Source organism: Amycolatopsis sp. YIM 10, assembly GCF_009429145.1.
GTDB lineage: Bacteria > Actinomycetota > Actinomycetes > Mycobacteriales > Pseudonocardiaceae > Amycolatopsis.
The window spans coordinates 8,647,207-8,674,124 of the sequence record NZ_CP045480.1 but is presented as its reverse complement, the minus strand read 5'-3'; the positions used below and the strand labels follow the sequence as shown (position 1 = coordinate 8,674,124).

Genomic DNA, 26,918 nt, shown 5'->3' with positions numbered 1-26,918 from the left:
CACCGGCGGCTTCGGCTTCCAGCTGCTCTGGCTGCTGCCTGACACGGCGGCCCTCGCCGCCACGATCGCGATGTGGCAGCGAGACACCACCGAGTACCTGCGCCAGCTACGTGAGATCAGCGGCGGCCAAAGTGTCCCGTAGGTGCGCGATCACCGCCTTCAGCGTCGGCTGGTCGTAGATCGCCACCGGCGGGATCTGCACCCCGGAAGCCGCCTGCAGCCGATTGCTCAGCTCCAGTGCGGTGAACGAGGAAAACCCGTGGTCCAGCAGGCTGTCGTCGACGCCGATCGCCTCCTGGCCGGCATGCCCGAGCACGTCCGAGACGTGGAACCGCACCAGTTCCGCCAGCAGTTCCTCTCGCTCCGCGCCACTGGCCGCCAGCAGCCGGTTGTCCGGCTCGACCTCCGGCACGCCGAGGTCCAGCTCCGCGACCACGTCCGGCGCGGCGGGACCCTGCCGCAGCACCACCCCGATCGCACCCGGATCGACCGCCTCCCAGGCGATCGCCACCGACGGCACCGCTCGCGCCCGCGCCCACGCCGTGGCGTAGGCGGATTGGGCACGCGTGGTGAACACAAAGACCGTCGCCGCCAGATCGTCCAGCCGGGCCAGCGTTTCCCGCATCTCGGCAGGCGTGGCGTCCGGTGCGATGACCTGTACGACAGCCGCCACCTCGCGCCCGTCCGCCACCACCTCGACCCCCTGGGCTTCGAACCACCGGGCCGCCCACGCGCTGAGCTCGTCGTCGCCCGGGATCAGCACGGGTCCGTCGGGGCGCCAGTTGCCGTCGAGTTCCGCGCGCTCCAGTTGCTCGATGAAGACCTCCGAATCACGAACGGTCAGCACGCCGGTGGTCTGAGCGGACGGATCGGTGACCACCTGCATTCCTTGTTCCCGCAACACCTCGACAACGTGCGGCGGCACGTCCACCGCCAGCCAGGTCCCCAGCCGCGCACTGGCCGCGACCGTCCGCAGTGGACGCCATACCTTCCGGTACGCCCACTGGTGCCGCCGTTGCCACGCGGCCAGCGTCGCCCGCTGCACCTCGCTCAGGCCGAGCACGTCCACCGCCGAAGCCAGGTCGACCTGCGGCACCTCCGGATCCAGCCAGTACCGCGAACGCTGGAAGGCATACGTCGGCAGGTCCACCCGTCGCGCACCGGTGAACCCGGCCGTCCAGTCCACGGGGACACCTCGCACGTGCGCCTTCGCCAGCGCGGTGATCAGCGTGCGCGGCTCCGACCGGCGTGACGTCAGCGCCGGGATGATCGCTCCGGGCTCGGCTTCCGGTACGCACGCCTGCACCGCGGGCGTCAGCACGGCGTCCGGTCCGATCTCGGCGAAGGTGCGCACGCCGGAGTCGTGCAGCGTGCGCATTCCGTCGAGGAACCGCACCGGCTGACGGACCTGGCGCACCCAGTATTCCGGTGAGGTCAGCTGATCGGCGAGCTGACCGGTCACCGTGGACACCACCGGGATGCGCGGCGCCGAGTAGCTCAGCCCGCGCGCGACCCGCAGGTACTCGTCGAGCATCGAATCGAGGTGCGGCGAGTGGAACGCGTGGCTCACGGTGAGGCGCTTGGTCCGGATGCCACGAGACTTGAATTCGGCGCCGATGGCCAATACCGGCTCCAGATCACCCGCGAGCACTACCGCGTTCGGGCCGTTCACCGCGGCCAGACTCACCGAGGCGTCCAGGTACTCGGCGACCGCCGACTCCGGGGCCTCGATCGCGACCATCGCCCCGTCGTCACGAGCCGACTCCATCAACCGACCACGTGCTGCGACCAGCACGCAAGCGTCCTCAAGGGACAGTACTCCGGCAACGTGCGCCGCGGTGATTTCACCGATCGAATGACCGGCTACAAAGGACGGACGTACGCCGTAGGACTCGATCAGCCGGTACAAAGCGGTTTCCAAGGCGAACAACGCGACCTGCGTGTAGGCCGTCCGGTTCAGCAGGGCGGCTTCCGGGGTGCGCGGCTCGGCGAACAGGATCGGCAGCAGCGGCCGGTCCAGCAGTCCGTCGAACAAGGCGCAGACCCGGTCCAGTTCGGCGGTGAACACCGGGAAGGAGGCGTACAGCTGACGGCCCATGCCCGGCCGCTGGCTCCCCTGACCGGTGAACAGGAAGGCGGTCTTCCCGCTCACGGCCTGACCGCGCACGAGGTTCGTCGCCGGGGTGTCGTGCGCCAGACCGGACAGGCCCTTGACCAGTTCCTCCTGCCGGTCCCCGAAAACCACCGCGCGATGGGCGAAGGATGTGCGCGTGGCGGCCAGCGAGTGGCCGACGTCGGCGACGGTCAGCCCCGGGTTCAAGGTCAGATGGCCCAGCAAGCGCTCCGCCTGTCCCTTCAGGGCGGCCGCTGATTTCGCCGAAAGCACCCACGGGACCGGGCCGGGCGCCACACACGGCTCACCGGCGGGTTCGGCCGGTGGTGCCTGCTCCAGGATCACGTGCGCGTTGGTGCCGCTGATGCCGAACGAGGAGACCCCGGCTCGCCGCGGATGACCGTTCTGCTGCCACTTGGCCGGTTCGGTGAGCAGCGAGACCGCGCCGGAACTCCAGTCCACCAACGGGTTCGGTTCGTCCACGTGCAGCGTGCGCGGCAACTCGCCGTGCCGCATGGCCAGCAGCACCTTGATCACCCCGGCCACCCCGGCCGCGGCCTGCGTGTGCCCGATGTTCGACTTCACCGAGCCCAAGTACAGCGGCTTCTCACCACGCGACTTCCCGTAGGTGGCCAGCAGTGCCTGTGCCTCGATCGGGTCACCGAGCGTGGTCCCGGTGCCGTGTGCTTCCACCACGTCCACTTCGGACGGTGCAACGCGGGCGTTCTCCAGTGCCTGCTTGATCACCCGTTCCTGCGACGGTCCGTTGGGCGCGGTGAGCCCGTTCGAGGCGCCGTCCTGGTTGACCGCCGAACCGCGTACCAGGCCGAGCACCTGGTGACCGTTCCGGCGGGCGTCGGAAAGCCGCTCCAGCAACAGCAATCCGGCACCTTCGGCGAATCCGGTGCCGTCCGCCGAGGCCGAGAACGACTTGCAACGGCCGTCGGCGGACAGCCCTCGCTGGCGGTCGAACTCGGTGAAGACCATCGGCGTGGCCATCACCGTCACCCCGCCGGCCAGTGCCAGCGAGCAGTCACCGTTGCGCAGCGCCTGTGCGGCCAGGTGCAGTGCGACCAGCGAAGACGAGCACGCGGTGTCGATCGTGACGGCCGGTCCTTCGAGCCCGAAGGTGTAGGCGACGCGGCCGGACGCGATGCTGCCCGCGCTCCCGTTGCCGAGATAGCTCTCGTACCCCTGGGGCGCGCGATCCTGCAACCGGCTGCCGTAGTCGTTGTACATCACGCCGGTGAACACGCCGGTATCGCTGCCGCGCAACGCTTCCGCGTCCAGCCCGGCACGCTCGAAGGCTTCCCACGCGATCTCCAGCAGGAGGCGCTGCTGCGGGTCGATCGCCGGTGCCTCACGGGGTGAGATACCGAAGAAGCCGGGGTCGAAGTCGGCCGCGTCGTAGAGGAAGCCCCCGGCGTGCGGCCGATCCCGCCGTTCCGGATCGGGGTCGTAGACATCGGCGGGCCAGCCGCGGTCGGCCGGGAAGCTCGAGATGGCGTCCCGGCCGGAGGCGACCAGTTCCCACAGGTCCTCGGGCGACGCGACCCCGTGCGGGAACCGGCAGCTCATGGCCACCACGGCGATCGGCTCGCGTGCCTTCTCCTCCAGGTCGAGCAGCTGCCCACGCGTCCGGTCGAGATCGGTGGTCACCCATTTCAGGTAGTCGAGCAGCTTCTGCTCGGTCGGGCCGGTGCTCATGCGGTTTCCACCTTCCTGCCGAGTTTGCCGTCGATGAAGTCGAAGAGCTCGTCCGCGCTGGCCGAGCCGAGTCCGGAGTCCGCGCCGCCCGCGACCGCCAGCAGTTCCCGCAGGCGATCGGTGACGCGCAGGTCGGACAGCCCGATTAGGTCCTCTTCCAAGCCCTGCAACCGCTCCAGCACGGCCGAGGCCGGATCGGGCTCTTCGGTGCGCGGGGCGAGTTCGGCCCGCATGTACCCGGCCAGCCCGGCGAGCGTGGGGTGGTCGAACACCAGGGTCGCGGGCAGCCGCAGCCCGGTCGCCGCGGTGAGCCGGTTGCGCAGCTCGACCGCGGTCAGCGAGTCGAAACCCAGTTCCTTGAACGCCTTCTCGGTGGGAATGGTGTCCGGATCGGTGTGCCCGAGCACGGTGGCCACGTGCCCGCGCACCACGTCGATGAGCAGGGCCTGCTGCTCGGACTCGGCCAGGTCGGCCAGGCGCTGCGCCAGATCGGCCATGCCGCCACCGGCGCGTTTGGCCGGTGCCTTCACCAGGTTCTGGAACAACCGCGGCAGCGTGCCCGCGGTGGCCTGGTTCCGCAGCGCCGCGGTGTCCATCTTGGCCGGGACGACAACCGCGCGGCCGGTGGTCAGTGCCGCGTCGAACAGGGCGAATCCCTGCTCGGTGGCCAGCGGGACGATGCCGGCGCGGGCCATCCTGGTGTGGTCGGCGTGATCGAGGTGGCCGGTCATGCCGGTGGTTTCCGCCCAATAGCCCCAGGCGAGGCTGATCGCGGGCTTGCCCTGCGCTCGGCGGTGTTCGGCGAGCGCGTCGAGGTAGGCGTTCGACGCCGCGTAGTTGGCCTGGCCGGGAGTGCCGATGATCGACGCGATCGAGGAGAACAACACGAACGCGCTCAGCTCGCCGGTCAGTTCGTGCAGGTTCCGCGCGGCGTCGACCTTGGGCCGCCACACGTTCTCCAGCTGGTCCGGGGTCAGCGCGGTGATCGTCGCGTCGTCGAGCACCCCGGCCGCGTGCACCACCGCGGTCAACGGCCTGGTCACGGTGTTCAGCAGGGCCTCCAGTGCGGCGCGATCCGCCGCGTCACAGGCGGTGATCCGCACTTCCGCGCCCAGATCGGCCAGGTCGGCGGCCAGTCCGGTGGCACCTGGCGCGTCGAGACCGCGGCGCGAGGTGAGCAGGAGGTGCCGCACGCCGTGGTTGAGCACCAGGTGCCGGGCGAGGTGCCCGCCGAGCACACCGGTGCCGCCGGTGATCAGCACGGTGCCCGCCGGGTCGAGCGGGGTGTGCGTGAGGTCGGCGGCCGTGCGGGTGAGCCGCGGTACCAGCGCCTTGCCGTTGCGGACGGCGAGCTGCGGTTCGCCGACGGCGGGGATCGACTGCGGGGAATCGGTGTCCACCAGGGTGAACCGGTCCGGGTGCTCGTTCTGCGCGGACCGCACCAGCCCCCAGACCGCCGCCCCGGTCAGGTCGGTGACGTCCTCGCCGGGCTCGGTCGACACCGCTCCGCTGGTCACGAAGACCAGGCGCTTGTCGTCGGCGATGGCCTGCTGGACCAGGTGCAACGCGGCCGGCACGTCGTCGGCCGTCACCACCTCGGGGGTGGCTTCCGCGGCGAGCTCGGTTTCGCGCAGGGCCGACCACTCGACGTGGAACAGCATCGAGCGGTGGCCGCCGGAGCCGAGCCGCGCCGGGTTGATCCGGCGCGCGGTGAGCGTGTCGATGGAGGCGACCGGGGTGCCGACGCTGTCGGCCAGCGTCACGCGATAGCTGTCGGTGCCCAGCGGGGTCAGGCGCACGCGCAGGGCCGTGGCGCCGGTCGTGCGCAGGCTCACCCCGTTCCACGAGAACGGCAGGCTGATGCCGTCGCCGCCGAGGGATTCGCGGGCGAGCGGGTGCAACGCGGCGTCGAGCAGGGCGGGGTGCAGCGCGCTGCGTTCGCCGTCCGCGTGCTGCTCCTCGGGTAGGACAACGTGCGCGTAGATCTCCTCGCCCAGCTTCCACACGCCTCGCAGGCCGCGGAAGGTCGGGCCATAGCCGTAACCCTCGTCCTGCAGGCGCTCGTAGAACTCGTCCATCTCGACCGGCACCGCGCCCGCGGGCGGCCAGGAACCGGTCAGGTCACCGGCCACCTCCGGGGCTTCGACGCTCAGGGAACCGGTGACGTGCAGGGTCCACGGATCGTCGGGCTCGGCGTCCTCCGGTCGCGAGTGGACGGTCAGCCGCCGTCGCTCGTCCTCCACCGGACCCGCCGAAACCTGCACCCGCAGCGTGCCCTGCTCGGGCAGCACCAGGGGCGCTTGGAGCAGGAGTTCGTCGATCTGCGCGCAGCCCGTCCGCTCGGCGACGAACAACGCCATGTCGACAAAGGCACTTCCCGGGAGCAGGGCGGTGCCGAGCACGGTGTGGTCGGCGAGCCACGGTTGAGCGTGCGGGGAAAGCCTGCCGGTGAACACCGTGCTGTCGCCGTCGGCGAGTTCCAGTGCGCCACTGAGCAACGGGTGGTCGGCGGCGTCGAGTCCGGCAGCGGTCGGATCGGTCGCGCCGGCCGGGGCGTCCAGCCAGTACCGCTTGCGCTGGAACGGGTACGTCGGCAGGTCCACCCGCTTCGCCGTGCCGGACGGGAAAACCGCGGTCCAGTCGAGGTCGACCCCGTTGACGTGCGCCTGCGCGGCCGCGGCGAGGAACTGCTTCCAGTCGCCGTTGTCCCGCCGCAGCGTGCCGGAGATGGTGCTGACGCCGTCTTCGCGCGTCTCGTCGAGCGTCTGCTGGATGCCGATGGTGAGCACCGGGTGCGGACTGGTCTCCACAAAGGACCGGTGACCGTCCCGGCGCAGGGCGCGCACGGCCTTGTCGAGCTGCACGGTTTCGCGCAGGTTCCGGTACCAGTACGCGGCGTCCAGTTCGGTGGTGTCGATCGGCTCACCGGTGACGGTCGAATAGAACGGGATCTCCGCGGGCAGCGGCTTGACCTCGGCGAGCATGTCCAGCAGTGACTCGCGAAGCGTGTCGACGTGCGGTGAGTGCGACGCGTAGTCGACCGCGATCCGGCGGGCACGCACACCGTCGGCTTCGTACCCGGCCAGCAGCTCGTCGATCGCCTGCTTCGCGCCGGAGACCACTGTGGACTCCGGACCGTTGATCGCCGCGATGCCGAGTCGCCCGTCGAGCAGCGCGGGGTGTTCGCGGATCCGCGACGCGGGCAGCGGAACCGACGCCATGCCACCGCGGCCGCTCAGTGCCGAGACGGCCTGGCTGCGCCTGGCGACGATGAGCGCCGCGTCCTCCAGGGTGAGCGCGCCGGCGATGTGCGCGGCGGCGATTTCGCCCTGCGAATGCCCGATCACCGCGCTCGCCCTGGCACCGATCGACTGCCACAGCCGGGCCAGCGAGACCATCACCGCGAACAACGCGGGCTGCACCACGTCGACCCGCTCCAGCGGCGGCGAACCGGGTGCGCCTTCGAGCACGTCGCGCAGTGACCAGTCGACGTGCGGGGCGAGCGCGTCGGTGCAGAGCTGGATCTGCTCGCGGAACACGTCGGACGTGCCGAGCAGCGGCACCGCCATGCGTGCCCACTGCGAGCTCTGGCCGGGAAAGACAAAAACCGGCTCGCGGGCACCGGCGACCGGGTTCTGCGCGCCGTGCGGGGTGGTGATCAGCCCGGTCGCCGACTCCCCGCGCGAGAGCCGGTCGAGCCCGTGCAGGAAGTCCTCGCGATTGTCGGCGACCACCACGGCGCGATGCGCGAAGGTGGACCGGGTGGTGGCCAGCGAGTAGCCGATGGTGGCCGGGTCCGAAGTGGACGAAACGACGTGGCGGCGAAGTCGCTGGGCCTGCACGTGCAGCGCGCGCTCGCTGCGGGCCGACAGTAGCCACGGCACGGGACGCCCGTCGGCGGGCGGTTCGGGGTCGGGCTCCGCCTTCGGTGCCTGCTCCAGGATGACGTGCGCGTTGGTGCCGCTGATGCCGAACGACGAGATCCCGGCGCGGCGCGGGGTGCCGTTCTCCGGCCACGGAACCGGTTCGCTGAGCAGCGAGACGGCACCGGCGGCCCAATCGATGTGCGGGCTCGGCTGGTCGGCGTGGAGCGTGCGGGGCAGGGTTTCGTGCCGCAGCGCGAGCACCATCTTGATCACCCCGGCCACGCCGGCGGCGGCCTGCGTGTGCCCGATGTTCGACTTGATCGACCCCAGCCACAGCGGCCGGTCGCGGCGGTGTTGCCCGTAGGTGGCCAGCAGTGCCTGCGCCTCGATCGGGTCACCGAGCGTGGTGCCGGTGCTGTGCGCTTCGACCGCGTCCACTTCGGACGGCTCCAGGCCCGCCACGGCCAGTGCCTGCCGGATGACCCGTTCCTGCGACGGCCCGTTGGGCGCGGAAAGCTGGCTGCTGGCACCGTCCTGGTTGACCGCGCTGCCGCGGATCACCGCCAGCACCGGATGCCCGTTGCGCTCGGCGTCCGACAGGCGCTCCAGCAGGATCAGCCCGGCGCCCTCGGCGAACCCGGTGCCGTCGGCCGACGCGGAGAACGACTTGCAACGACCGTCCGGGGAAAGTCCGCGCTGACGGCTGAACTCGACGAACGTGCTCGGGGTGGCCATCACGGTGACCCCACCGGCCAGCGCGAGCGTGCATTCCGACTGCCGCAGCGACTGCGCGGCCAGGTGGATCGCCACCAGCGAAGACGAGCACGCGGTGTCGATGGTGACCGCGGGACCTTCGAAGCCGAAGGTGTAGGAGACCCGCCCGGAGGCGATGCTGGGCGCGCTCCCGTTGCCGAGATAGCCCTCGAACCCGGCGGGCGCGCGATGCAGCCGCGACGCGTAGTCGTCGTACATCACCCCCGCGAACACGCCGGTCTGGCTGCCGCGCAAGGAAAGCGGGTCGATCCCGGCGTGTTCCAGTGTTTCCCACGCGGTTTCCAGCAGCAGCCGCTGTTGCGGGTCGATGGCCAGTGCCTCCCGCGGGCTGATGCCGAAGAAGTCGGCGTCGAAGTGGTCCGCGTCCTCCAGGAAGCCGCCCTGGCGGGTGTAACTGGTGCCGACGCGCTCGGGATCGGGGTCGTAGAGGTGCTCGACGTCCCAGCCGCGATCGGCGGGGAAGCCGGAGATGGCGTCCGTGCCGGAGGCGACCAGTTCCCACAGCTCGGCCGGGGAGCGCACGTCACCGGGGTAGCGGCAGCCCATCGCCACCACGGCGATCGGCTCGGTGGCGCGGCCGGAGAGTTCGGCCACGCGCTCGCGAGCCTGGCGGAGTTCGGCCGTCGCGCGCTTGAGGTAGTCCCGCAGCTTGTCTTCGGTCGTCATCTTCTCCCGTTGCCCCTCTGTCCCAGTTCTTCGTCGAGAGCGTCGAAGAGTTCCTCGTCACTCAGCGAATCGAGATCGGCCGAGGCGCCGTTGCCCGTACCGTTCGTGTCCCACTTCTGCAGCAGTCGCGCCATCCGCTCGAGTACCGCGGCCTGCCGTTCCGAGTCCATGGTGGACAGTTCGGCGGTCAGCCGGTCCAGCTCGTCGACCGGCTCCGGGGCCAGTTCGGCGCGCAGGTAGTCGGCGATCGCGGCCGGTGTCGGATGGTTGAACACCAGGGTCGACGGCAGCCGCAGCCCGGTCTCGGCGGCGAGCCGGTTGCGGAACTCCACCGCGGTCAGCGAGTCGAAGCCCATCGCGAGCAGGCCGCGGTCGGCGTCGATGCCGTCCGTGCCGGCGTGTCCGAGCACCTCGGCCACAGTGGTGGTGACCAGTTCCAGCAGCCGCCTGCGCTGCTCGGCTTCGCTCAGCCTGCCCAGTGCTTCGGTGTTGTTCGCGGCCGCGCGGCGGACGGGGGTGCGCGCCACGCCGCGGTAGAGCGGGTGGTCGGCGGTGAAGTCCAGCTTCGCGGCGACCAGTGCCGGGTGCTCACCGCCGAGCGCGGCGTCGAACAGGGCCAGCGCGTCGCCGGGGAGCAGCGGCGCGATCCCGAGCTTGGCCAGTCGCACATGGTCCACTGTGGACAAGGAATCGGTCATGCCGCCGCTTTCGGCCCACAGGCCCCAGGCCAGTGCCACCGCGGGCAAGCCGTTCGCCTGCCGATGGCGGGCGAGTTCGTCGAGGTAGGCGTTGGCCGCGGCGTAGGCGGCCTGCCCTGCGCTGCCGAGCGTGCCCGCGATGGAGGAGAACAACACAAACGCGTCCAGGTCCAGGTGCCGGGTCAGTTCGTGCAGGTTCCACGCGGCGGTCACCTTGGGACGGGCGACGTTGTGCCACTGCTCTTCGGTGAGCGAAGTCAGCACGGCGTCGTCGAGCACACCCGCGGTGTGGACCACCGCGGTGAGCGGGTGCTCGGCCGGGATGTCCGCGAGGACCCTGGCGAGCGCGCCGCGGTCGGCGGTGTCGCAGGCGACCACCCGCGCGTCCGGCCCGAGGTCCGGCGGCACCTCGCCACCACTGCGGCTGACCAGCAGCAGGTGCCGGATTCCGTGGTGGCGCACCAGGTGCCGGGCGATCCGGCGGCCGAGCGCGCCGGTGCCACCGGTGAGCAGGACCGTGCCTTCCGGATCGAGTTTGCGGCCGTTCGCCACGGCGCGGACCAGGCGGGGCGCCAGCACCTCGCCGTCACGCACGCGGAGTTCGGGCGCGCCGGTCAGCGGGATCGTCTCCATGCTGTCGGTGTCGACCAGGGCGAACCGGTCGCCGTGCTCGCGCTGGGCGGCGCGGACCAGGCCGTGGATCGCGGCTGTGCCGAGGTCGCCCGCCGGGGTGACCACGGTGAGCCGCCCGCTGTCCTTGGTCAGGTGTTCCTGAAGTGCGGTGGCGACCTGCCAGGTGACTTCGTGGACGTCGGTTCCGTTGGCGTGCAGTACTTCGGTTTCGATGCCGGCGCCCTGCGGTGCCGGTACCCAGTCGACCCGGAACAGGTCGAGCCGCTTGGCCGCGCCGAGGTCCGCCGGGCGGGTTTCCAGCGCGCCGACGGTGATCACCGGCTGCCCGGCGGGATCGGTGGCGGACATCTGGTAGGCGCCGTCCCCGGTGGGCGTCAAGCGAATGCGCAGGGAACGCGCGCCCGTCGCGTGCAGCGCGACATCCCGCCAGGCGAAGGGAACCCGCGTCTCGGTGGCGTCCAGCGCCAGGAGGTGGAACGCGGAGTCGAGCAGCGCGGGGTGAATGCCGTGTCCGTCGGGATCGGTGTCGAGGTGCAGTTCGGCGTACCGTTCGCCGTTGTGTTCCCAGACGGTGCCGAGGCACTGGAACGCGGGACCGTATTCGTAACCGTGCTGGGCGAGGCGACCGTAGATGTCGCCGAGGTCCAGTTCGGTCGCGTCGGCGGGCAGTTCCCACGTGGGCGGAGGATTCTTCGCCGCCCGGAGGGTGCCTTCGGCGTGCTGGGTCCAGGCTTCTTCCTCCGCCTGCCGGGAGTGAATGGTGAGGTTGTTGTCCTGCAACGCGACCTGGAGCTGCACGGTTCCGGTCTCCGGGAGCACGAGCGGCGCCTGGATGGTCAGCTCCTCCAGGTCGGGAAGGCCCGCCTGCTCACCGGCGTGCAGTGCCAGCTCGACCAGCGCGGTGCCGGGCAGCAGGACGGTGCCGTCGATGGTGTGCTCGGCGAGCCAGGGCTTCCGCTTCCGCGACAGGCGGCCGGTGAACACCAGCCCCCGGCCACCCGCGAGCGTCACGGCGGCACCGAGCAACGGGTGCTCGCTGGCGCCGAGCCCGGCCGCGGTCACGTCGCCGGTGCTCTCGGGCAGGTCGAGCCAGTAGCGGCGGCGCTGGAAAGCGTAGGTCGGCAGGTCCACCTTCCGCCCGGTGAACAAAGCGCTCCAGTCGACCTTCGCACCCCGCAGGTGGATCTTGCCCAGTGCACCGAGGAAGGCGTGCGCCTCGTGGTCGGAGCGCAGCGTGGCGAACAGCTCGCCGTCCGGCACGCAGTCGGCGCCCATCGCGGTGAGCGTGTGCTGCGGCCCGATTTCGACGAAGGTGCGCACGCCGAGTTCGTGCAGTTTCCGCATACCGTCGGCGAAGCGCACGGCGTGACGCACGTGCCGGACCCAGTACTCGGGATCACGGAGTTCGTCGGTGGCCACGTCGCCGGTGAGGTTCGAGACCACCGGGATGCGCGGCGCGTGGAAGGTCAGACTCTGTGCCACGCGGCGGAATTCGTCGAGCATGCCGTCCATGTGCGGGGAGTGGAACGCGTGGCTGACCCGCAGCCGGGTGCTCCGCCGTCCCTGTGCCTTCCAGGTGGCGGCGATGTCGAGCACGGCGTCGCGGTCACCGCTGATCACGGTCGCGGACGGCCCGTTGAGCGCGGCGATCGACACACCGTCGACGCCCTTGAGCGAGGCGAGCACCTCGGCTTCGTCGGCCTCGATCGCGGCCATGCCACCGTCGTCGCGCAGGCTCTGCATGAGCCGGCCGCGCGCGGCGACCAGGCGGCAGGCGTCTTCGAGCGAGAGCACCCCGGCCACGTGCGCGGCGGCCAGCTCGCCGATCGAATGACCGACCACACAGGACGGATTGACACCGAGAGACTCGTAGAGCCGGTAGAGCGCGACCTCGATGGCGAACAGGGCGGGCTGGGTGTGGATGGTGCGGTCCAGTTCCTCGCCGGTGAACATGATCGTCTTGAGTGGACGGTCCAGTTCGGTGTCGAGGTGCGTGCAGATCTCGTCCAGCGCCTCGGCGAAGCGCGGGAACCGGTCGTGCAGCTCCCGTCCCATTCCGGGGCGCTGGGCACCTTGACCGGTGAACAGGAAGGCAAGGCCGCCTTCGTCGTCGCGCGCGGTGGTCGCGCCGAGCTTGTCCAAACCGGACAGTAGTTCCTCGTGGTCGGCGGCCACCACCACGGCGCCCCGGTCGAGCAGCGGACGCGTGGTGAGCAAGGAATACGCGATGTCGGGCAGGGTGCTTTCCCCAGCCCGCTCGGCCAGACGCGCGGCCTGCTCGCGGACCGCGGCGTCGGTTTTGGCGGAGAGCACGAACGGCAGCGGCCCGACGTGCTCGGTGGTCGGGTGCTCGTTCGTTTCCGGAGCCTGTTCGAGGATGAGGTGCGCGTTGGTGCCGCTGATGCCGAACGAGGACACCCCGGCGCGGCGCGGCCGGTCGCGGTCCCAGCCGAGCGGTTCGGTCAGCAGCTCGACGGCCCCGGCCGACCAGTCGACGTGTGGTGACGGCTCGTCGACGTGCACCGTCCGCGGCAGCACACCGTGCCGCATGGCCTGCACCATCTTGATGATCCCGGCGATCCCGGCGGCGGCCTGGGTGTGGCCGATGTTGGACTTGATCGAGCCGAGGTGGAGCGGGTTTTCTCGTTGCTGTCCGTAGGTGGCGAGCAGGGCCTGCGCTTCGATCGGGTCGCCGAGCGTGGTGCCGGTGCCGTGTGCCTCCACAGCGTCCACTTCGGACGGTTCAAGGCCGGAGTTCGCCAGCGCCTGCCGGATCACGCGTTCCTGGGACGGGCCGTTGGGCGCGGTCAGGCCGTTGCTGGTGCCGTCCTGGTTGACCGCGCTGCCGCGGATCACGCCGAGCACGTGGTGCCCGTTGCGCTGGGCGTCGGACAGGCGTTCCAGCAGGATCAGCCCGGCGCCTTCGCTCCAGGCCGCGCCGTTCGCGCTCGCGGCGAACGACTTGCAGCGGCCCTCCGGGGAAAGCCCGCGCTGACGGCTGAACTCGATGAACACCGCCGGGGTCGCCATCACGGTGACGCCGCCGGCCAGCGCGAGTGAGCACTCGCCGCTGCGCAGCGCCTGCGCGGCCAGGTGCACGGCGACCAGCGACGACGAGCACGCGGTGTCGACGGTGACCGCCGGGCCCTCCAAACCGAAGGTGTACGCGACGCGACCCGAAGCCACACTGCCCGCACTGCCGCTGACCAGGTAACCCTCGACGTCCTTGGGAGGACTCTTCAGCAGTCGCGAGGCGTAGTCGTCGTACATGATCCCGGCGAATACGCCGGTGTCACTGCCGCGCAGGGTGCCCGGATCGATCCCGGCGCGCTCGAAGGTCTCCCACGCGGTTTCGAGCAGGAGCCGCTGTTGCGGGTCGGTGGCCGAGGCTTCGCGCGGGCTGATGCCGAAGAACTCGGGGTCGAACTCGTCGGCGTCGTGCAGGAAACCGCCGTGCCGCACGTACGAGGTGCCCTGCGCGTCGGGGTCGGGGTCGTACAGGCGGTCCAGTTCCCAGCCGCGGTTGTCCGGGAACTCGGAGATCGCGTCGGTGCCCTCGTCGACCAGGCGCCACAGGTCCTCCGGTGACCGGACGCCGCCGGGGAACCGGCAGGCCATCGCGACGATGGCGATCGGCTCGTTGTGCCCGGTGGCCGCCTTCGCCCGCGCTTTTGTGGTGCGGGTGCCGCCCAGCCGGTCGCGCAGGAAGACGGCGACGCCCTGCGGGGTCGGGTGGTCGAACACCAGGGTCGCGGGCAGGCGGGTGCTCGTCGCGTCGCTGAGCCGGTTGCGCAGCTCGACCGAGGTGAGCGAGTCGAAGCCGAGGTCCTTGAACGCGCGTTCGGCCGGGACCTGCTGGGCACCCGAGTGCCCGAGTACGGCGGCGGCGTGCGTGCGGACCAGCTCGGTCAGGAGCTTGAGCTGCTCGGCGGGGTCGGCGCCGGACAGGCGGTCGGCCAGTCCGGTGGTGACCCGGCGGGCCGGGGCGCGGACGAGTCCGGCGAACAGCGGCGGCAGCGTGCCGCCGGCAGCCCGGGCGCGCAGGGCGGCCAGGTCGAGGTGGGCGGGCACGCGCACGCCGTGGTGGACGGAGTCGAACAGGGCGAGGCCCTCGGCGGTGTCCATCGGGGCGAAGCCGCTCTGCGCGAGGCGGAGGCGGTCGGCCTCGGTGAGGTGGCCGGTCATGCCGGTCTCTTCCGCCCAGTAACCCCAGGCCAAGCTGGTGCCAGGGAGGCCGAGGTCCTGGCGGTGGGCGGCGAGCGCGTCGAGGAAGGCGTTGGCGGCGGCGTACCCCGCCTGCCCGGCGGTGCCCGCGGTACCGGCCACCGAGGAGAACAGGATGAACGCCGACAGGTCGCGATCCTGCGTCAGCTCGTGCAGGTTCCAGGCGGCGTCCACCTTGGGCGGCAACACCGTGAGCAGGTGCTCCGAAGAGAGAGCAGTGATCACGGAGTCGTCGAGCGCACCGGCCGCGTGCACAACGGCGGTCAGGCCGGGGAGGCCGTCGAGCAGGGCGGCGAGGGCTTCGCGGTCGGCCGCGTCGCAGCTCGCGATCTCGACTTCGGCGCCGAGCGCGGTCAGTTCGGACCTCAGCTCGGCGGCTCCGGGCGCGTCGGGACCGCGGCGACTGGTCAGCACGAGGTGCCGCACGCCGTGCGTGGTCACCAGGTGCCGGGCGAGTCTGCTGCCGAGCACACCGGTGCCGCCGGTGATCAGCACGGAGTCGCCGAGCTGGGGCCGTTCCGGCTGCGCCTTCGCCAAGCGCGGCACGTAGGCGGTGTCCCCGCGCACGACCAGCTGCGGTTCGCCGGACGCGAGCGCGGTGTCGAGCGCGTCCCGAGTGGCGTCCCGCACGTCGGCGAGCACGAACCGGCCGGGGTGCTCGGTCTGCGCCGAGCGCACGAGCCCCCACACGGCCGCGCCCGCCAGGTCCTCGACGGGCTCGCCGGGCAGCGCGACCGCGCCACGGGTAAGTACGACGAGCTTCGAGGTGTGGTCTGTGTTGTCTCCGGCGAGCCACTCCTGCAGCTTCGTGAGCAGGCCGGTCACGACCTCGTGCGTGTTCGCGGGCACGCCGTGCTCACCCGGCGGGCAGTCGACGACCTCGTACTCGGGTGCCGGTTCGGTGCCGGGTTCGAGCCGCGTCCACTCCAGCGCGTACAGCTCGCGCTCGGCACCGGAGCGGAGCCTGCTCGCGTCGATCGGCCTGGTCACGAGCGCGTCCACGGTGAGCACCGGCGTGCCGTCGGGCGTGGCGGTCCGCAGGGTGAAGGTGTCGTGCCGCCTGGTCACGTGCACACGCAGGGCGGTCGCGCCGGTGGTGAACCGGGAGACGCCGGACCACGAGAACGGCAGCATGACCTGCCCGGCCGCCGCCCCGTCCGCGGCCAGCGCCACGGTGTGCAGCGCGGCGTCGAGCAACGCCGGGTGCAGGCCGAACGCCTGCGCCGGGAGGCCCTCCGGCAGCCGAACCTCGGCGAACAGCTCGTCCCCGTCCCGCCAGGCGGCGACCACGCCCTGGAACGCGGGGCCGTAGTCGTAACCGCGCAATGCCAGCTTCTCGTACAGCTCGGACGGCTCGATCACCTCGGCCCGCTCCGGCGGCCACGCCACGAACGGTGCCGGCTCGGCCTGCTCGTCCGCCGCGTTGCCGAGCTGGCCCGCGGCGTGCCGGACCCAGGGCTCGCGGTCTGCTCGCGAGTGGATCTCGATCGGCCGCCGGCCGTCGTCGTGCGGTTCGCCGACGGTGACCCGCAGCTGTCGCGTGCTCTCTTCAGTAAGGACCAGCGGCGCGTGCAAGGTCAGCTCGGCGAGCTGTTCGCACCCGGCGAGCCTGCCCGCTTCGAGGGCGAGTTCGGTGAACGCGGCACCCGGCAGCAGCACGGTGTCGAACACGCGGTGGTCCGCGAGCCACGGCAGCGCACGCAGGTTCGGGCGGCCGGTGAGCACGAGCGCGCCGTCGGCCAGGTCCATGGTCGCGCCGAGCAGCGGGTGCCCGGTCGTGTCGAGGCCCGCGGCGGTCACGTCGCCGGTCCGCGCCGGGGCGTCCAGCCAGAACCGCTGCCGTTGGAAGGCGTAGGTCGGCAGCTCGGCCGGGCGGACACCGTAGAAGTCCCAGCGCACGGCGGTGCCGCGGACGTGGACCCGCGCCGTCGAGTCGAGGAACCGCGCCCAGCCTTCGTCCCGGCGCAGGGAGCCGGTCACCAGTGCGTCGGTTTCCAGTGCGTCGAGCGTGCCCTGGAGCCCGACGGTCAGCACGGGATGCGCGCTCGACTCGATGAAAACGCGGTACCCGTCGGCGGCTAGGCGCCGGGTGGCCGGTTCGAACAGCACGGTCTGGCGCAGGTTGCGGTACCAGTAGGCGGCGTCCAGCTCGGCGGTGTCGATCGGCTCGCCGGTGACCGTGGAGTAGAAGGTGATGTCCGAGGTGCGCGGCGCGATCGGGGCCAGGTCGGCGAGTACCTGCTCGCGGATCGCCTCCACGTGCGCCGAGTGCGACGCGTAGTCCACCGGGATGCGGCGGGCGCGGATGTCGCTGCCTTCGCAGTCGGCGAGCAGCTGGTCCAGCGCGGTCACGTCACCGGAGACCACCGTGGACGCCGGGCCGTTGACCGCCGCGATGCCGAGTCCGTCGCGGCCCATCAGCAGCGCTTCGGTGGCGTCGGCGGCCAGCGGCACCGAGACCATGCCCCCGAGTCCGGCGATCTCCCTGATCGCCCTGCTCCGGAGCGCGACGACGCGCGCGGAGTCCTCCAGCGAGAGCGCCCCGGCCACGTACGCGGCGGCGATCTCCCCTTGCGAGTGCCCGGCGACGGCATCCGGTTCGACGCCCATCGACCGCCACAACGCGGCGAGCGAGATCATCACCGCCCAGAGCGCGGGCTGCACCACGTCGACCCGGTCGAGGCCTTCGCCGCGCAGGGCGTCGAGCAGGGACCAGTCGATGTGGGGCGCGAGCGCGTCGGCGCAGGACTGGAGCTGGTCGCGGAACACGGGCGCGGTGTCGAGCAGGTCGAGCGCCATGCCCGCCCACTGCGAACCCTGGCCGGGAAACACGAAAACCTTTTTGCCGGGTGCGTCCGCGGAGCCCAGCGCCGCGTTGGATGCGGGCTCCCCGGCAACGATCGAGTCCAGGCCGAGCAGGAAGTCCTCCCGGTCCGCCGCGAGGACCACCGCGCGATGCGGCAACACCGCGCGCCGGGCCAGCGCCGCGCCGATTCCACCGAGGTCCGGCTCGGGCAGGTCGGCCACGCGCGCTCGCAACTGCCGCGCCTGCTCGCGCAACGCCTGCTCGCTGACCGCCGACACCGCCCACGGCACGATGCCCGCGGGCTCCGGCCGGTGGTCGTCGGGCGGTGCCTGCTCCAGGATCACGTGCGCGTTCGTGCCGCTGATGCCGAACGCGGACACCGCCGCGCGGCGCGGCCGGTCGCGATCCCACTCGAGCGGCGAGGTCAGCAGCTCGACCGCGCCCGCGGACCAGTCCACGTGTGGCGAGGGCTCGTCGACGTGCAGTGTCTTCGGCAGCACGCCGTGCCGCATCGCCTCCACCATCTTGATCACGCCGGCGACCCCGGCAGCGGCCTGCGTGTGCCCGATGTTGGACTTGACCGAGCCGAGGTGGAGCGGGGTTTCCCGCTGTTGTCCGTAGGTGGCGAGCAGTGCCTGCGCCTCGATCGGGTCGCCGAGCGTGGTGCCGGTGCCGTGCGCCTCGACGGCGTCCACCTCGGACGGCCGCAGTCCCGCGTTGGCCAGCGCCTGCCGGATCACGCGCTGCTGAGACGGCCCGTTCGGCGAAGTCAGCCCGTTCGACGCGCCGTCCTGGTTGATGGCCGAGCCCCGCAGCACACCGAGGATCCGGCGGCCGTTTCGCCGGGCGTCGGAGAGCCGTTCGAGCAGGACCAGGCCCACGCCCTCGGACCAGCCGGTGCCGTCGGCGGCCGCGGCGAACGGCTTGCACCGGCCGTCGGCGGACAGCCCGCGCTGGCGGCTGAACTCGACGAACACGTTCGGCGTCGCCATCACGGTGACCCCACCGGCCAGCGCCAGCGAGCACTCGCCCCGGCGCAGGGCCTGGCTCGCCAGGTGCATGGCGACCAGCGACGAGGAGCACGCGGTGTCGATGGTGACGGCCGGACCCTCCAGCCCGAAGGTGTAGGCGATGCGGCCGGAGGCGACGCTGGTGGTGTTGCCGGTGAGCAGGTGACCCTCGTATCCGTCGGGCGCGGTGCCCAGCCGGGTGCCGTAGTCGTCGTACATCACGCCCGCGAACACGCCGGTGTCGCTGCCGCGCAGCTCGTCGGGGGAGACGCCGGCGCGTTCGAAGGCTTCCCACGCGGTCTCCAGCAGGAGCCGCTGCTGCGGGTCGGTCGCGGTCGCCTCACGCGGGCTGATGCCGAAGAACTCGGCGTCGAAGTCCGCGGCTTCGTAGAGGAAGCCGCCGTGCTTGGCGTACGAGGTGCCGCCGTGCTCGGGGTCGGGGTGGAAGAGGTGCTCGAGGTCCCAGCCGCGGTCGCCGGGGAATTCGGCGATCGCGTCGGTACCGGTCTCGACCAGCCGCCACAGGTCCTCCGGGGTGCGCACACCACCGGGATAACGGCAGGCCATCGCGACGATGGCGATCGGCTCGTCGGTGCCAGGAGGCGTGCTCCCGACCGCGGGCTTGGCTTCGGCGGTTGTGCCGCCGTCGAGTTCGGTGCGCAGGAACTCGGTCAGGGCGGCCGGGCTCGGGTGGTCGAACACCATCGTGGTCGGCAGCCGGAGGCCGGTCGCGGTGTTGAGCCGGTTGCGCAGCTCGACCGCGGTGAGCGAGTCGAAGCCGAGTTCCTTGAACGCCCGCGCCTGCTCGATGGTGGCGTTGGCGTCGAGCCCGAGCACCACGGCGACCTGCGCGCGGACCAGCTCGGTCACCGCGCGACCGCGTTCCGCGGGCGAAAGCGCGAGCATGCGCTGAGTCCAGGTGTCGGCGGTGTCCGGCTGGTCCTCGACGCGTCGTCGCGACGGGCGGCGCAGGCCGTGGAACAGGCTCGGCAGCGTGGCCGAACTCAGGTCGAGCTTCGCCGGGACGAGCGCGGGCCGGTCGTCGGCGAGTGCGGCGTCCAGCAGGGCCAGGCCCTGTTCGGTGGGCAGGGGAGCGATGCCGGTGCGGGCCATCCTGGCGCGGTCGCCCGCGCTCATCGAGCTGGTCAGGCCGCTGCTCTCGGCCCACAGCCCCCAGGCGAGGCTGGTCGCGGGCAGGCCGTGGGCGTGGCGGTGGTGCGCGAGCCCGTCGAGAAAGGCGTTGGCGGCGGCGTAGTTGGCCTGGCCAGGGCTGCCGATGGTGGCGGTGACCGAGGAGAACAGCACAAAGGCGGCGAGGTCGCGTTCGCGGGTGAGTTCGTGGAGGTGCCACGCGGCGTCGACCTTCGGACGCAGAACCGAGGACAGCCGCTCCGAATCGAGAGCAGTGATCACAGAGTCGTCCAGCACGCCCGCCGTGTGGAACACCGCGGTGAGTTCGGGGATGCCGTCGAGCACCGACTCGAGCGCTTCGCGATCAGCGGCGTCACACGCGACGATGGTCACCTCGGCACCCGCCGCGCTGAGTTCTTCGCGCAACTCGGGCGCGTGCCCGCGCCGACTCGTCAACACCAGGCGCCGCACCCCGTGCCGATGCACAAGATGACGGGCGACCAGCGCGCCGAGCACCCCGGTGCCGCCAGTGATCAACACAGTGCCCTCGGGATGGAAAACAGTGCGAGCCGGGACCGCGGCTACCTGGTCGGGGGTGGTTTCCGCGGCGGCTTTGACCGTGGTTCGCGCGAGTCGTGGGGCGAGTGGGCGGCCCGATCGCACGGCCGACTGCGGCTCCCCGGTCACCAGCACGGGAGCCGAACCGTCGGTGTCCACCAGGATGAATCGGCCGGGGTGCTCGGTCTGCGCGGAACGGACCAAGCCCCAGACCGCAGCCGCGCCGAGGTCGGGGACGTCCTCGCCGGGCCGGGTCGCGACCGCGCCCTTGGTCACGACCACGAGTGGTGCGCTGTCCTCCTCGCTCAGGTGCGCCTGGATCGCATCGAGGGCCGCGGCCGTGACCGCGTGCACGTCGCCGCCGCCGAAGGAGACGACCTGGGCCGGCTCGGTGGTCGCGCCCGCGACCTCGGTCCAGGCCACCTCGTACAGCGATTCGAGGGGGGTGGCACTCGCGCTGGCGAGCAGCTCGGCTGACATCGGCCGCAGCAGCAGGGAATCAACCGACGCCACTGGCAATCCCGAGGAGTCCGCCAGTGCGAGTGCCACCCTGTCCGCGCCGTGGGGGGCAACGCGGACACGCAGCGCGGCGGCACCCGCCGCGCCGATTCTGACGCCGTCCCAGTGGAACGGCAGCGGGATCTCACCGTCACCGCCGGACAGCGGCACCAGCCCGACCACCGCGTGCAGCGCGGCGTCGAGCAGAGCCGGGTGCAACGCGAAGTCCGCCGCGCCGTCGGGCTCGGGCAGCCGGACCTCGGCGTAGACCTCGGTGCCGAGCCGCCACGCCGACCGCAGGCCGCGGAAGGACGGGCCGTAGTCGTAACCGCGCTCGGCGAGCCGGTCGTAGATGTCTTCGAGGTCGACCGGCGAGGCTCCGGCGGGCGGCCACTCCGCGCTCAACGGCGCGAGTTCACCGGCCTCGCTGCCGAGCGCACCGGTCGCGTGCAGCGTCCACACCTCACCGGCGCGGGAGTAGATCCGGACCTCTTCCCCATCGGCCACCACCTGGATCCGCACCCCGTCTTCTGCGGGCAAAAGCAGGGGCGCGTGGAGGGTGAGTTCGCGAAGGGATGTGTATCCGGCCTGGTCAGCGGCTTGTACGGCGAGTTCGACGAACGCGGTGCCCGGCAGCATGACGGTGCCCCGCACGGCGTGGTCGGCCAGCCACGGGTGCGTGCGCAGGGACAACCTGCCGGTCAGCACGAGCCGGTTCTCCTCGGCCAGGGTGACCGCGGCACCGAGCAGCGGATGCTCGGCGGCGTCCAGTCCGGACGCGGCCGGGTCGCCGGTCGGGGCCGGGACGTCCAGCCAGTACCGCTGCCGCTGGAACGCGTAGGTCGGCAGCTCGACCGTGCGCGTGCCGGGGGCGAACAGCGAACCCCAGTCGATGCGCGTGCCCGTGGTGTGCAGGCGCGCCGCCGACTTGAGGAAGCGGTCCCAGCCGCCGTCGTCCCGGCGCAGCGTGCCGGTGACCACGCCCGCGTCGTCCAGCGTCTCGCCGAGCCCGTTGGTGAGCACCGGGTGCGCGCTCGTCTCGACGAAGACCCGGTGCCCGGCGGCGGCGAGCGCGCGAGTGGCCTGCTCGAACAGCACCGGCTGGCGCAGGTTGCGGTACCAGTAGGCGGTGTCCAGCTCCGCGGTGTCGATCACGTCGCCGGTGACCGTGGAGTAGAAGGCGATGTCGGCGGCGCGCGGAGTGATCCCGGCGAGCACGTCGAGCAGCTCGTCGCGGATGGCCTCCACGTGCGGGGTGTGCGACGCGTAGTCCACCGGGATTCGGCGGGCGCGCACCTGCTCGTCGGCGAGCAGTTCGCCCAGCGCTCCCGGCTCACCGGCGACCACCGTCGAGGTGGGGCCGTTGACCGCGGCGATGTGGATGCGGCCGGGCCAGCGGGTGAGCAGCCGTTCGGTGTCGGCCGCGGGCAGCGGCACGGAGACCATGCCGCCCGTGCCCGCCAGCGCGACGATCGCCTTGCTGCGGAGCGCGACGATGCGCGCGGAGTCCTCCAGTGAGAGCGCCCCGGCCACGTAGGCGGCGGCGATCTCGCCCTGGGAGTGACCGATCACCGCGTCCGGCCGCACGCCGACCGAGCGCCACAGTGCGGCGAGCGAGACCATCACCGCCCACAGCACGGGCTGCACCACGTCGACCCGATCGAGGCCTTCGCCGCGCAGGGCGTCGAGCAGGGACCAGTCGGTGTGCGGCGCGAGGGCGTCGGCGCAGGCGAGCAATTGGTCACGGAACACGGGCGCGGTGTCGAGCAGATCGAGCCCCATACCCGCCCACTGTGAGCCCTGACCAGGGAAAACAAAAACCATCCGACCGGTCGTGCGTAAACTGTCCACGATGGCCAGCGCGGAATCCGAGCCCTCTGCCAGCGCTGCCAGGTTCGCGCGCAGTTCGTCTTCGGAGTCGCCGAGCACGACCGCGCGACGCTCGAGCGAGGGCCGCGTGGTCGCCAGTGAGAAGCCGATTTCCGCGGGCGTGCCACCGGAGTGGTCCAGCAGCCGAGCGGCCTGGGCCCGCAGCGCGCCCTCGGTCTTGGCCGACAGCAGCCACGGGATCGTCCTGTCCGGAGCAGCGTCCGAGGCGGGAACCACCGACTCCTCTGGCGCCTGCTCCAGGATCACGTGCGCGTTCGTGCCGCTGATCCCGAACGAGGACACCCCCGCCCGCAACGGCCGGTCCCGCCGCCACTCGACCGGCGAGGTCAGCAGCTCGACCGCGCCCGCGGACCAGTCCACGTGCGGCGACGGCTCGTCGACGTGCAGCGTCTTCGGCAGCACGCCGTGCCGCATCGCCATCACCATCTTGACCACACCGCCGACCCCGGCCGCGGCCTGCGTGTGCCCGATGTTCGACTTGAACGACCCGAGCAGCAGCGGCTCCGAACGGTCCCGGCCGTAGGTCGCGAGCAGGGCGTCCGCCTCGATCGGGTCGCCGAGCGCGGTGCCCGTGCCGTGCGCCTCCACGGCGTCCACGTCGGCCGGTTCGAGCCCGGCCATGGCCAGCGCCGACCGGATGACGCGTTCCTGCGACGGGCCGTTCGGCGCGGTGAGCCCGTTGGACGCGCCGTCCTGGTTGATCGCCGAACCCCGGATCACCGCCAGCACCGGATGCCCGTTTCGCCGGGCGTCGGAGAGGCGTTCGAGCAGGACCATGCCGGCGCCCTCGGCCCAGCCGGTGCCGTCCGCGCCCGCGGCGAACGCCTTGCAGCGGCCGTCGACGGACAGCCCGCGCTGGCGGCTGAACTCGACGAACATGCCCGGCGAGGCCATCACCGTCGCGCCGCCGGCCAGCGCCAGCGAGCATTCGCCGTGCCGCAGCGCCTGCGCGGCCAGGTGCAGCGCGACCAGCGACGACGAGCACGCGGTGTCCACGGTGACCGCCGGGCCGCCGAAGCCGAACGTGTATGCGATGCGCCCGGACGCGACGCTGGTGGTGTTGCCGGTGAGCAGGTAGCCGCCGCCCTCGGTGCCCTCGTGCAGGCGCGGCCCGTAGTCCTGCGACATCGCGCCGACAAAAACCCCGGTGCCGCTGCCGTGCAGTGAAGCCGGGTCGATGCCCGCGCGCTCGATCGCCTCCCACGAAGTCTCCAGCAGCAGCCGTTGCTGTGGGTCCATCGCGGCCGCCTCGCGGGCGTTGATGCCGAAGAAGGCCGGGTCGAAGGCGTCGGCGTCGTGCAGGAAACCGCCGTGCCGGGTGTAGGAGCGGCCGGGCTGGTCGGGGTCCGGGTCGTAGAGGCCGTCGAGGTCCCAGCCGCGGTTGTCGGGGAACTCGGTGATCGCGTCCACGCCGTCGGCGACCAGTTGCCACAGCTCGTCGGGCGTGGTGATGCCGCCGGGGAACCGGCAGCCCATCGCGACGATCGCGATCGGCTCGTCGGACACGGCCCCGACCGTGGCAACCGTGGTCGAAGGGGCGTCCAGCAGTTCGGCGCGCAGGTGGCGCGCGAGCGCGGTCGCGGTGGGGTGGTGGTAGATCAACGCGCCGGGCAGGTTCAATCCCGTGGCCGCGCTGAGCTGATCCCGCAGTTCGACGGCGGTCAGCGAGTCGAAGCCGAGTTCCTTGAACGTGTGCCCGATCTCGACCGCGTCGGCGCTGCTGTGCCCGAGCACCGCGGCGACCGAGGTGCGGACGAGGTCGAGCAGCACGTCCTCCTGCTCGGCTTCGCTCAGCCCGTCGAGGCGATCTGCCCACGGCGACGACGGCGTGTCGGCCTTCAGCCGCGTGGTTTCCCCGAACCAGTGGCGTTCCCGCTGGAAGGCATAGGTGGGCAGGCTGATCCGCTGCGCCTCGCCGAATGCCTGCGACCAATCGACCCTGGCGCCCGAGTTGTGCGCGGAAGCGAGCGCGTTGAGAAAGGTGCGCTCTTCGCTGCGGCCCTCGCGCAGCATGGACGCCATCGTGATTTCGGACGCCGTGTCGCGGGCCATTCCGGCGAGCACGGGATCCGGGCCGAGTTCGACAAAATTGGTCACCCCGGCATCGGCGAGGAAACGCACGCCATCGGCGAATCGCACGGCGTGCCGGATGTGTGAGGCCCAATAGTCCGGGGAACACAATTGCTCGGTGGTGGCGAGTTCGCCGGTGAGGTTCGATACGATCGGCAGGGTGGTGGGCGCGAAATTGAGCGCGGAGGCGAGTTCGCGGAATTCGGCCAGAATGGATTCCATGTGCGGCGAGTGGAAAGCGTGGCTCACCCGCAGTTGCTTGGCTTTGCGGCCCTGAGCCTTCCAGGTCTGGGCCAGTTCCAGGACGGTGTCGTGATCGCCCGAAAGAACCACGGAATCGGGGCCGTTGATCGCCGCGACGTCCACGCCGTCGGTGAGCAGCGCACGAACCTCGGCTTCGGTGCCCTTGAACGAAACCATCGCGCCGTGGGCCGTCACGGACTGCATCAGCCTGCCGCGCGCGGCAACCAGTGAGCACGCGCCGGGCAGGGTGAGCACTCCGGCGACGTGCGCCGCGGCGAGTTCGCCGATCGAATGGCCCAGCAGCAGATCAGGCCGTAGTCCCCAGGATTCGGCGAGCCGGTATAAAGCGACGCCGAGAGTGAACAACGCGGGCTGGGTGTATCGCGTCTGCCCGAGTGCTTCCGCCTCGGAAAACATGATCTCGCGCAGCGGCCGGTCCAGGTGGTAGTCGAAGTGCGCGCAGATTTCGTCGACGGCCGTGGCGAAAACCGGATAACGCTCGTAAAGTTCGCGCCCGGCTCCGGCGCGCTGGCTTCCCTGACCCGGGAAAAGGAACGCGACCTTCGCCTGTCCGGCCACTCCCGGCCGCAGCGTCGCCAGATTATCGCGCAATTCTTCCAAAGACGAAGCGAGCACCACGGCCCGGTGTTCGTGCTGAGCGCGAGTCCGCGCCAAGGAAAAACCGAGATCACCGAGGTGCTGATCGGTGACGAACGAAGCGAGCCGATCCGCCTGCGCCCGCAAGCCCGCCAACGACTTCGCCGACAACAACATCGGCACCACACCGGGAGTCGAGGAAATCCGGTGTGGACGTTCCGGTGCCGCGGTGAGCACCAGGTGGCAGTTCGTGCCACCCATGCCGAACGAACTCACCCCGGCGACGCGCGGCCCCGGCCACTCCTCGAGTTCCTGTTGCACCGCAAGGTGTTCGAAGTCGATGTCCGGGTTGGGCGTGGCGAAGTTCAGGCTCGGCGGCAGCTCGCGGTGGTGGATGCTCAGCGCGACCTTCAGCAGCCCGACGATGCCCGCCGCGCCCTCCAGGTGACCGACGTTCGTTTTCGCCGAGCCGACGCGCAGCCGGTGCGCACCGAAGGCCGCGTTGAGCGCGCGCGCCTCGATCGGGTCACCGACGCGCGTGCCCGTGCCGTGCAGTTCGAGGTAGGACGGCAGCACCCGCGCGTCCGAGTAAGCCTTACGCAGCAACGCTTCCTGCGCCAGGGCGTTCGGCACGGTGAGCCCGTCGGTGGCGCCGTCGTTGTTGACCGCGCCACCCCGGATGACCGCGTAGACCGGGTCACCGTCGGCGAGCGCCCGCGCCAGCGGCTTGAGCACCACGAGCCCGCCGCCCTCACCACGCACGTACCCGTCCGCGCGGGCGTCGAAGGTGTAGGCCCGTCCGCTCGGCGAAAGGCCGCCGAACCGGGCCGCGGTCAGCGTGCTTTCCGGTGCCAGGTTCAGGTTCACCCCACCGGCGAGCGCGATCGAGGATTCCCCGTTGCGCAGGCTTTCGCAGGCCAGGTGCACCGCGACGAGCGACGACGACTGCGCGGTGTCGACCGCCACCGACGGCCCGCGCAGGCCCAGCGCGTACGACACGCGGTTCGCGATGATGCCGCGGTTGGTGCCGGTGATGGTGTGCTGGTTGATCAGGCCCGCGCGCTGCATGAGCGTGCCGTAGTCGCTGCCGATGGAGCCGACGAAAACGCCGGCGTCCGCGTCGCGCAGGGTGGCGGGCACGATGCCCGCGTCCTCCAGCGCCTCCCACGCCAGCTCCAGCACCAGCCGCTGCTGGGGGTCCATGATCGCCGCTTCCCGCGGCGAGATGCCGAAGAACGCCGCGTCGAAATCGGCCACCCGGTCCAGGAAACCGCCGCGTTCGGCGCCCGGCGGCACCGGCGTGTCACTGTCCCAGCGGTCACCGGGCATGGTGGTGATCGCGTCCACCCCGTCCCGCAGCAGCGCCCAGAAGCGCCGGGGGTCGGGGGCCTGCGGCAGGCGGCAGGAAAGTCCGACGATCGCGATCTCGTTCAC

General features: G+C 71.5%; 4 protein-coding genes (1 of these 4 running past the window's edge). 1 reads left to right on the top strand and 3 read right to left on the bottom strand.

Going from position 1 to position 26,918, the window contains the following annotated elements:
- Nucleotides 1-142, top strand: the end of a protein-coding gene (locus YIM_RS40160; RefSeq protein ID WP_153035339.1) for a hypothetical protein. The gene continues 230 nt to the left of window position 1, outside the view; only the last 142 of its 372 coding nucleotides appear in the window; its start codon lies beyond the left edge, outside the window; it ends in the stop codon at nt 140-142.
- Here the strand turns inward: YIM_RS40160 and YIM_RS40155 are convergent.
- The 3 genes from YIM_RS40155 to YIM_RS40145 are packed head-to-tail and all read right to left on the bottom strand — an operon-like array spanning nt 107 to nt 26,918.
- Nucleotides 107-3,820, bottom strand: coding sequence for a type I polyketide synthase (locus YIM_RS40155; RefSeq protein ID WP_153035338.1), 3,714 nt, complete (start codon nt 3,818-3,820; stop codon nt 107-109). The genes YIM_RS40160 and YIM_RS40155 overlap by 36 nt on opposite strands.
- Nucleotides 3,817-9,126 (bottom strand): type I polyketide synthase, encoded by a 5,310-nt coding sequence (locus YIM_RS40150; RefSeq protein WP_153035337.1) that lies wholly within the window; start codon nt 9,124-9,126, stop codon nt 3,817-3,819. Before YIM_RS40150 ends, YIM_RS40155 begins: the two co-directional genes overlap by 4 nt.
- The gene (locus YIM_RS40145; protein ID WP_228004316.1) at nt 9,123-26,918 is read right to left on the bottom strand and encodes a type I polyketide synthase; all 17,796 of its coding nucleotides are present in this window, start codon (nt 26,916-26,918) and stop codon (nt 9,123-9,125) included. The genes YIM_RS40150 and YIM_RS40145 overlap by 4 nt, the downstream gene beginning before the upstream one ends.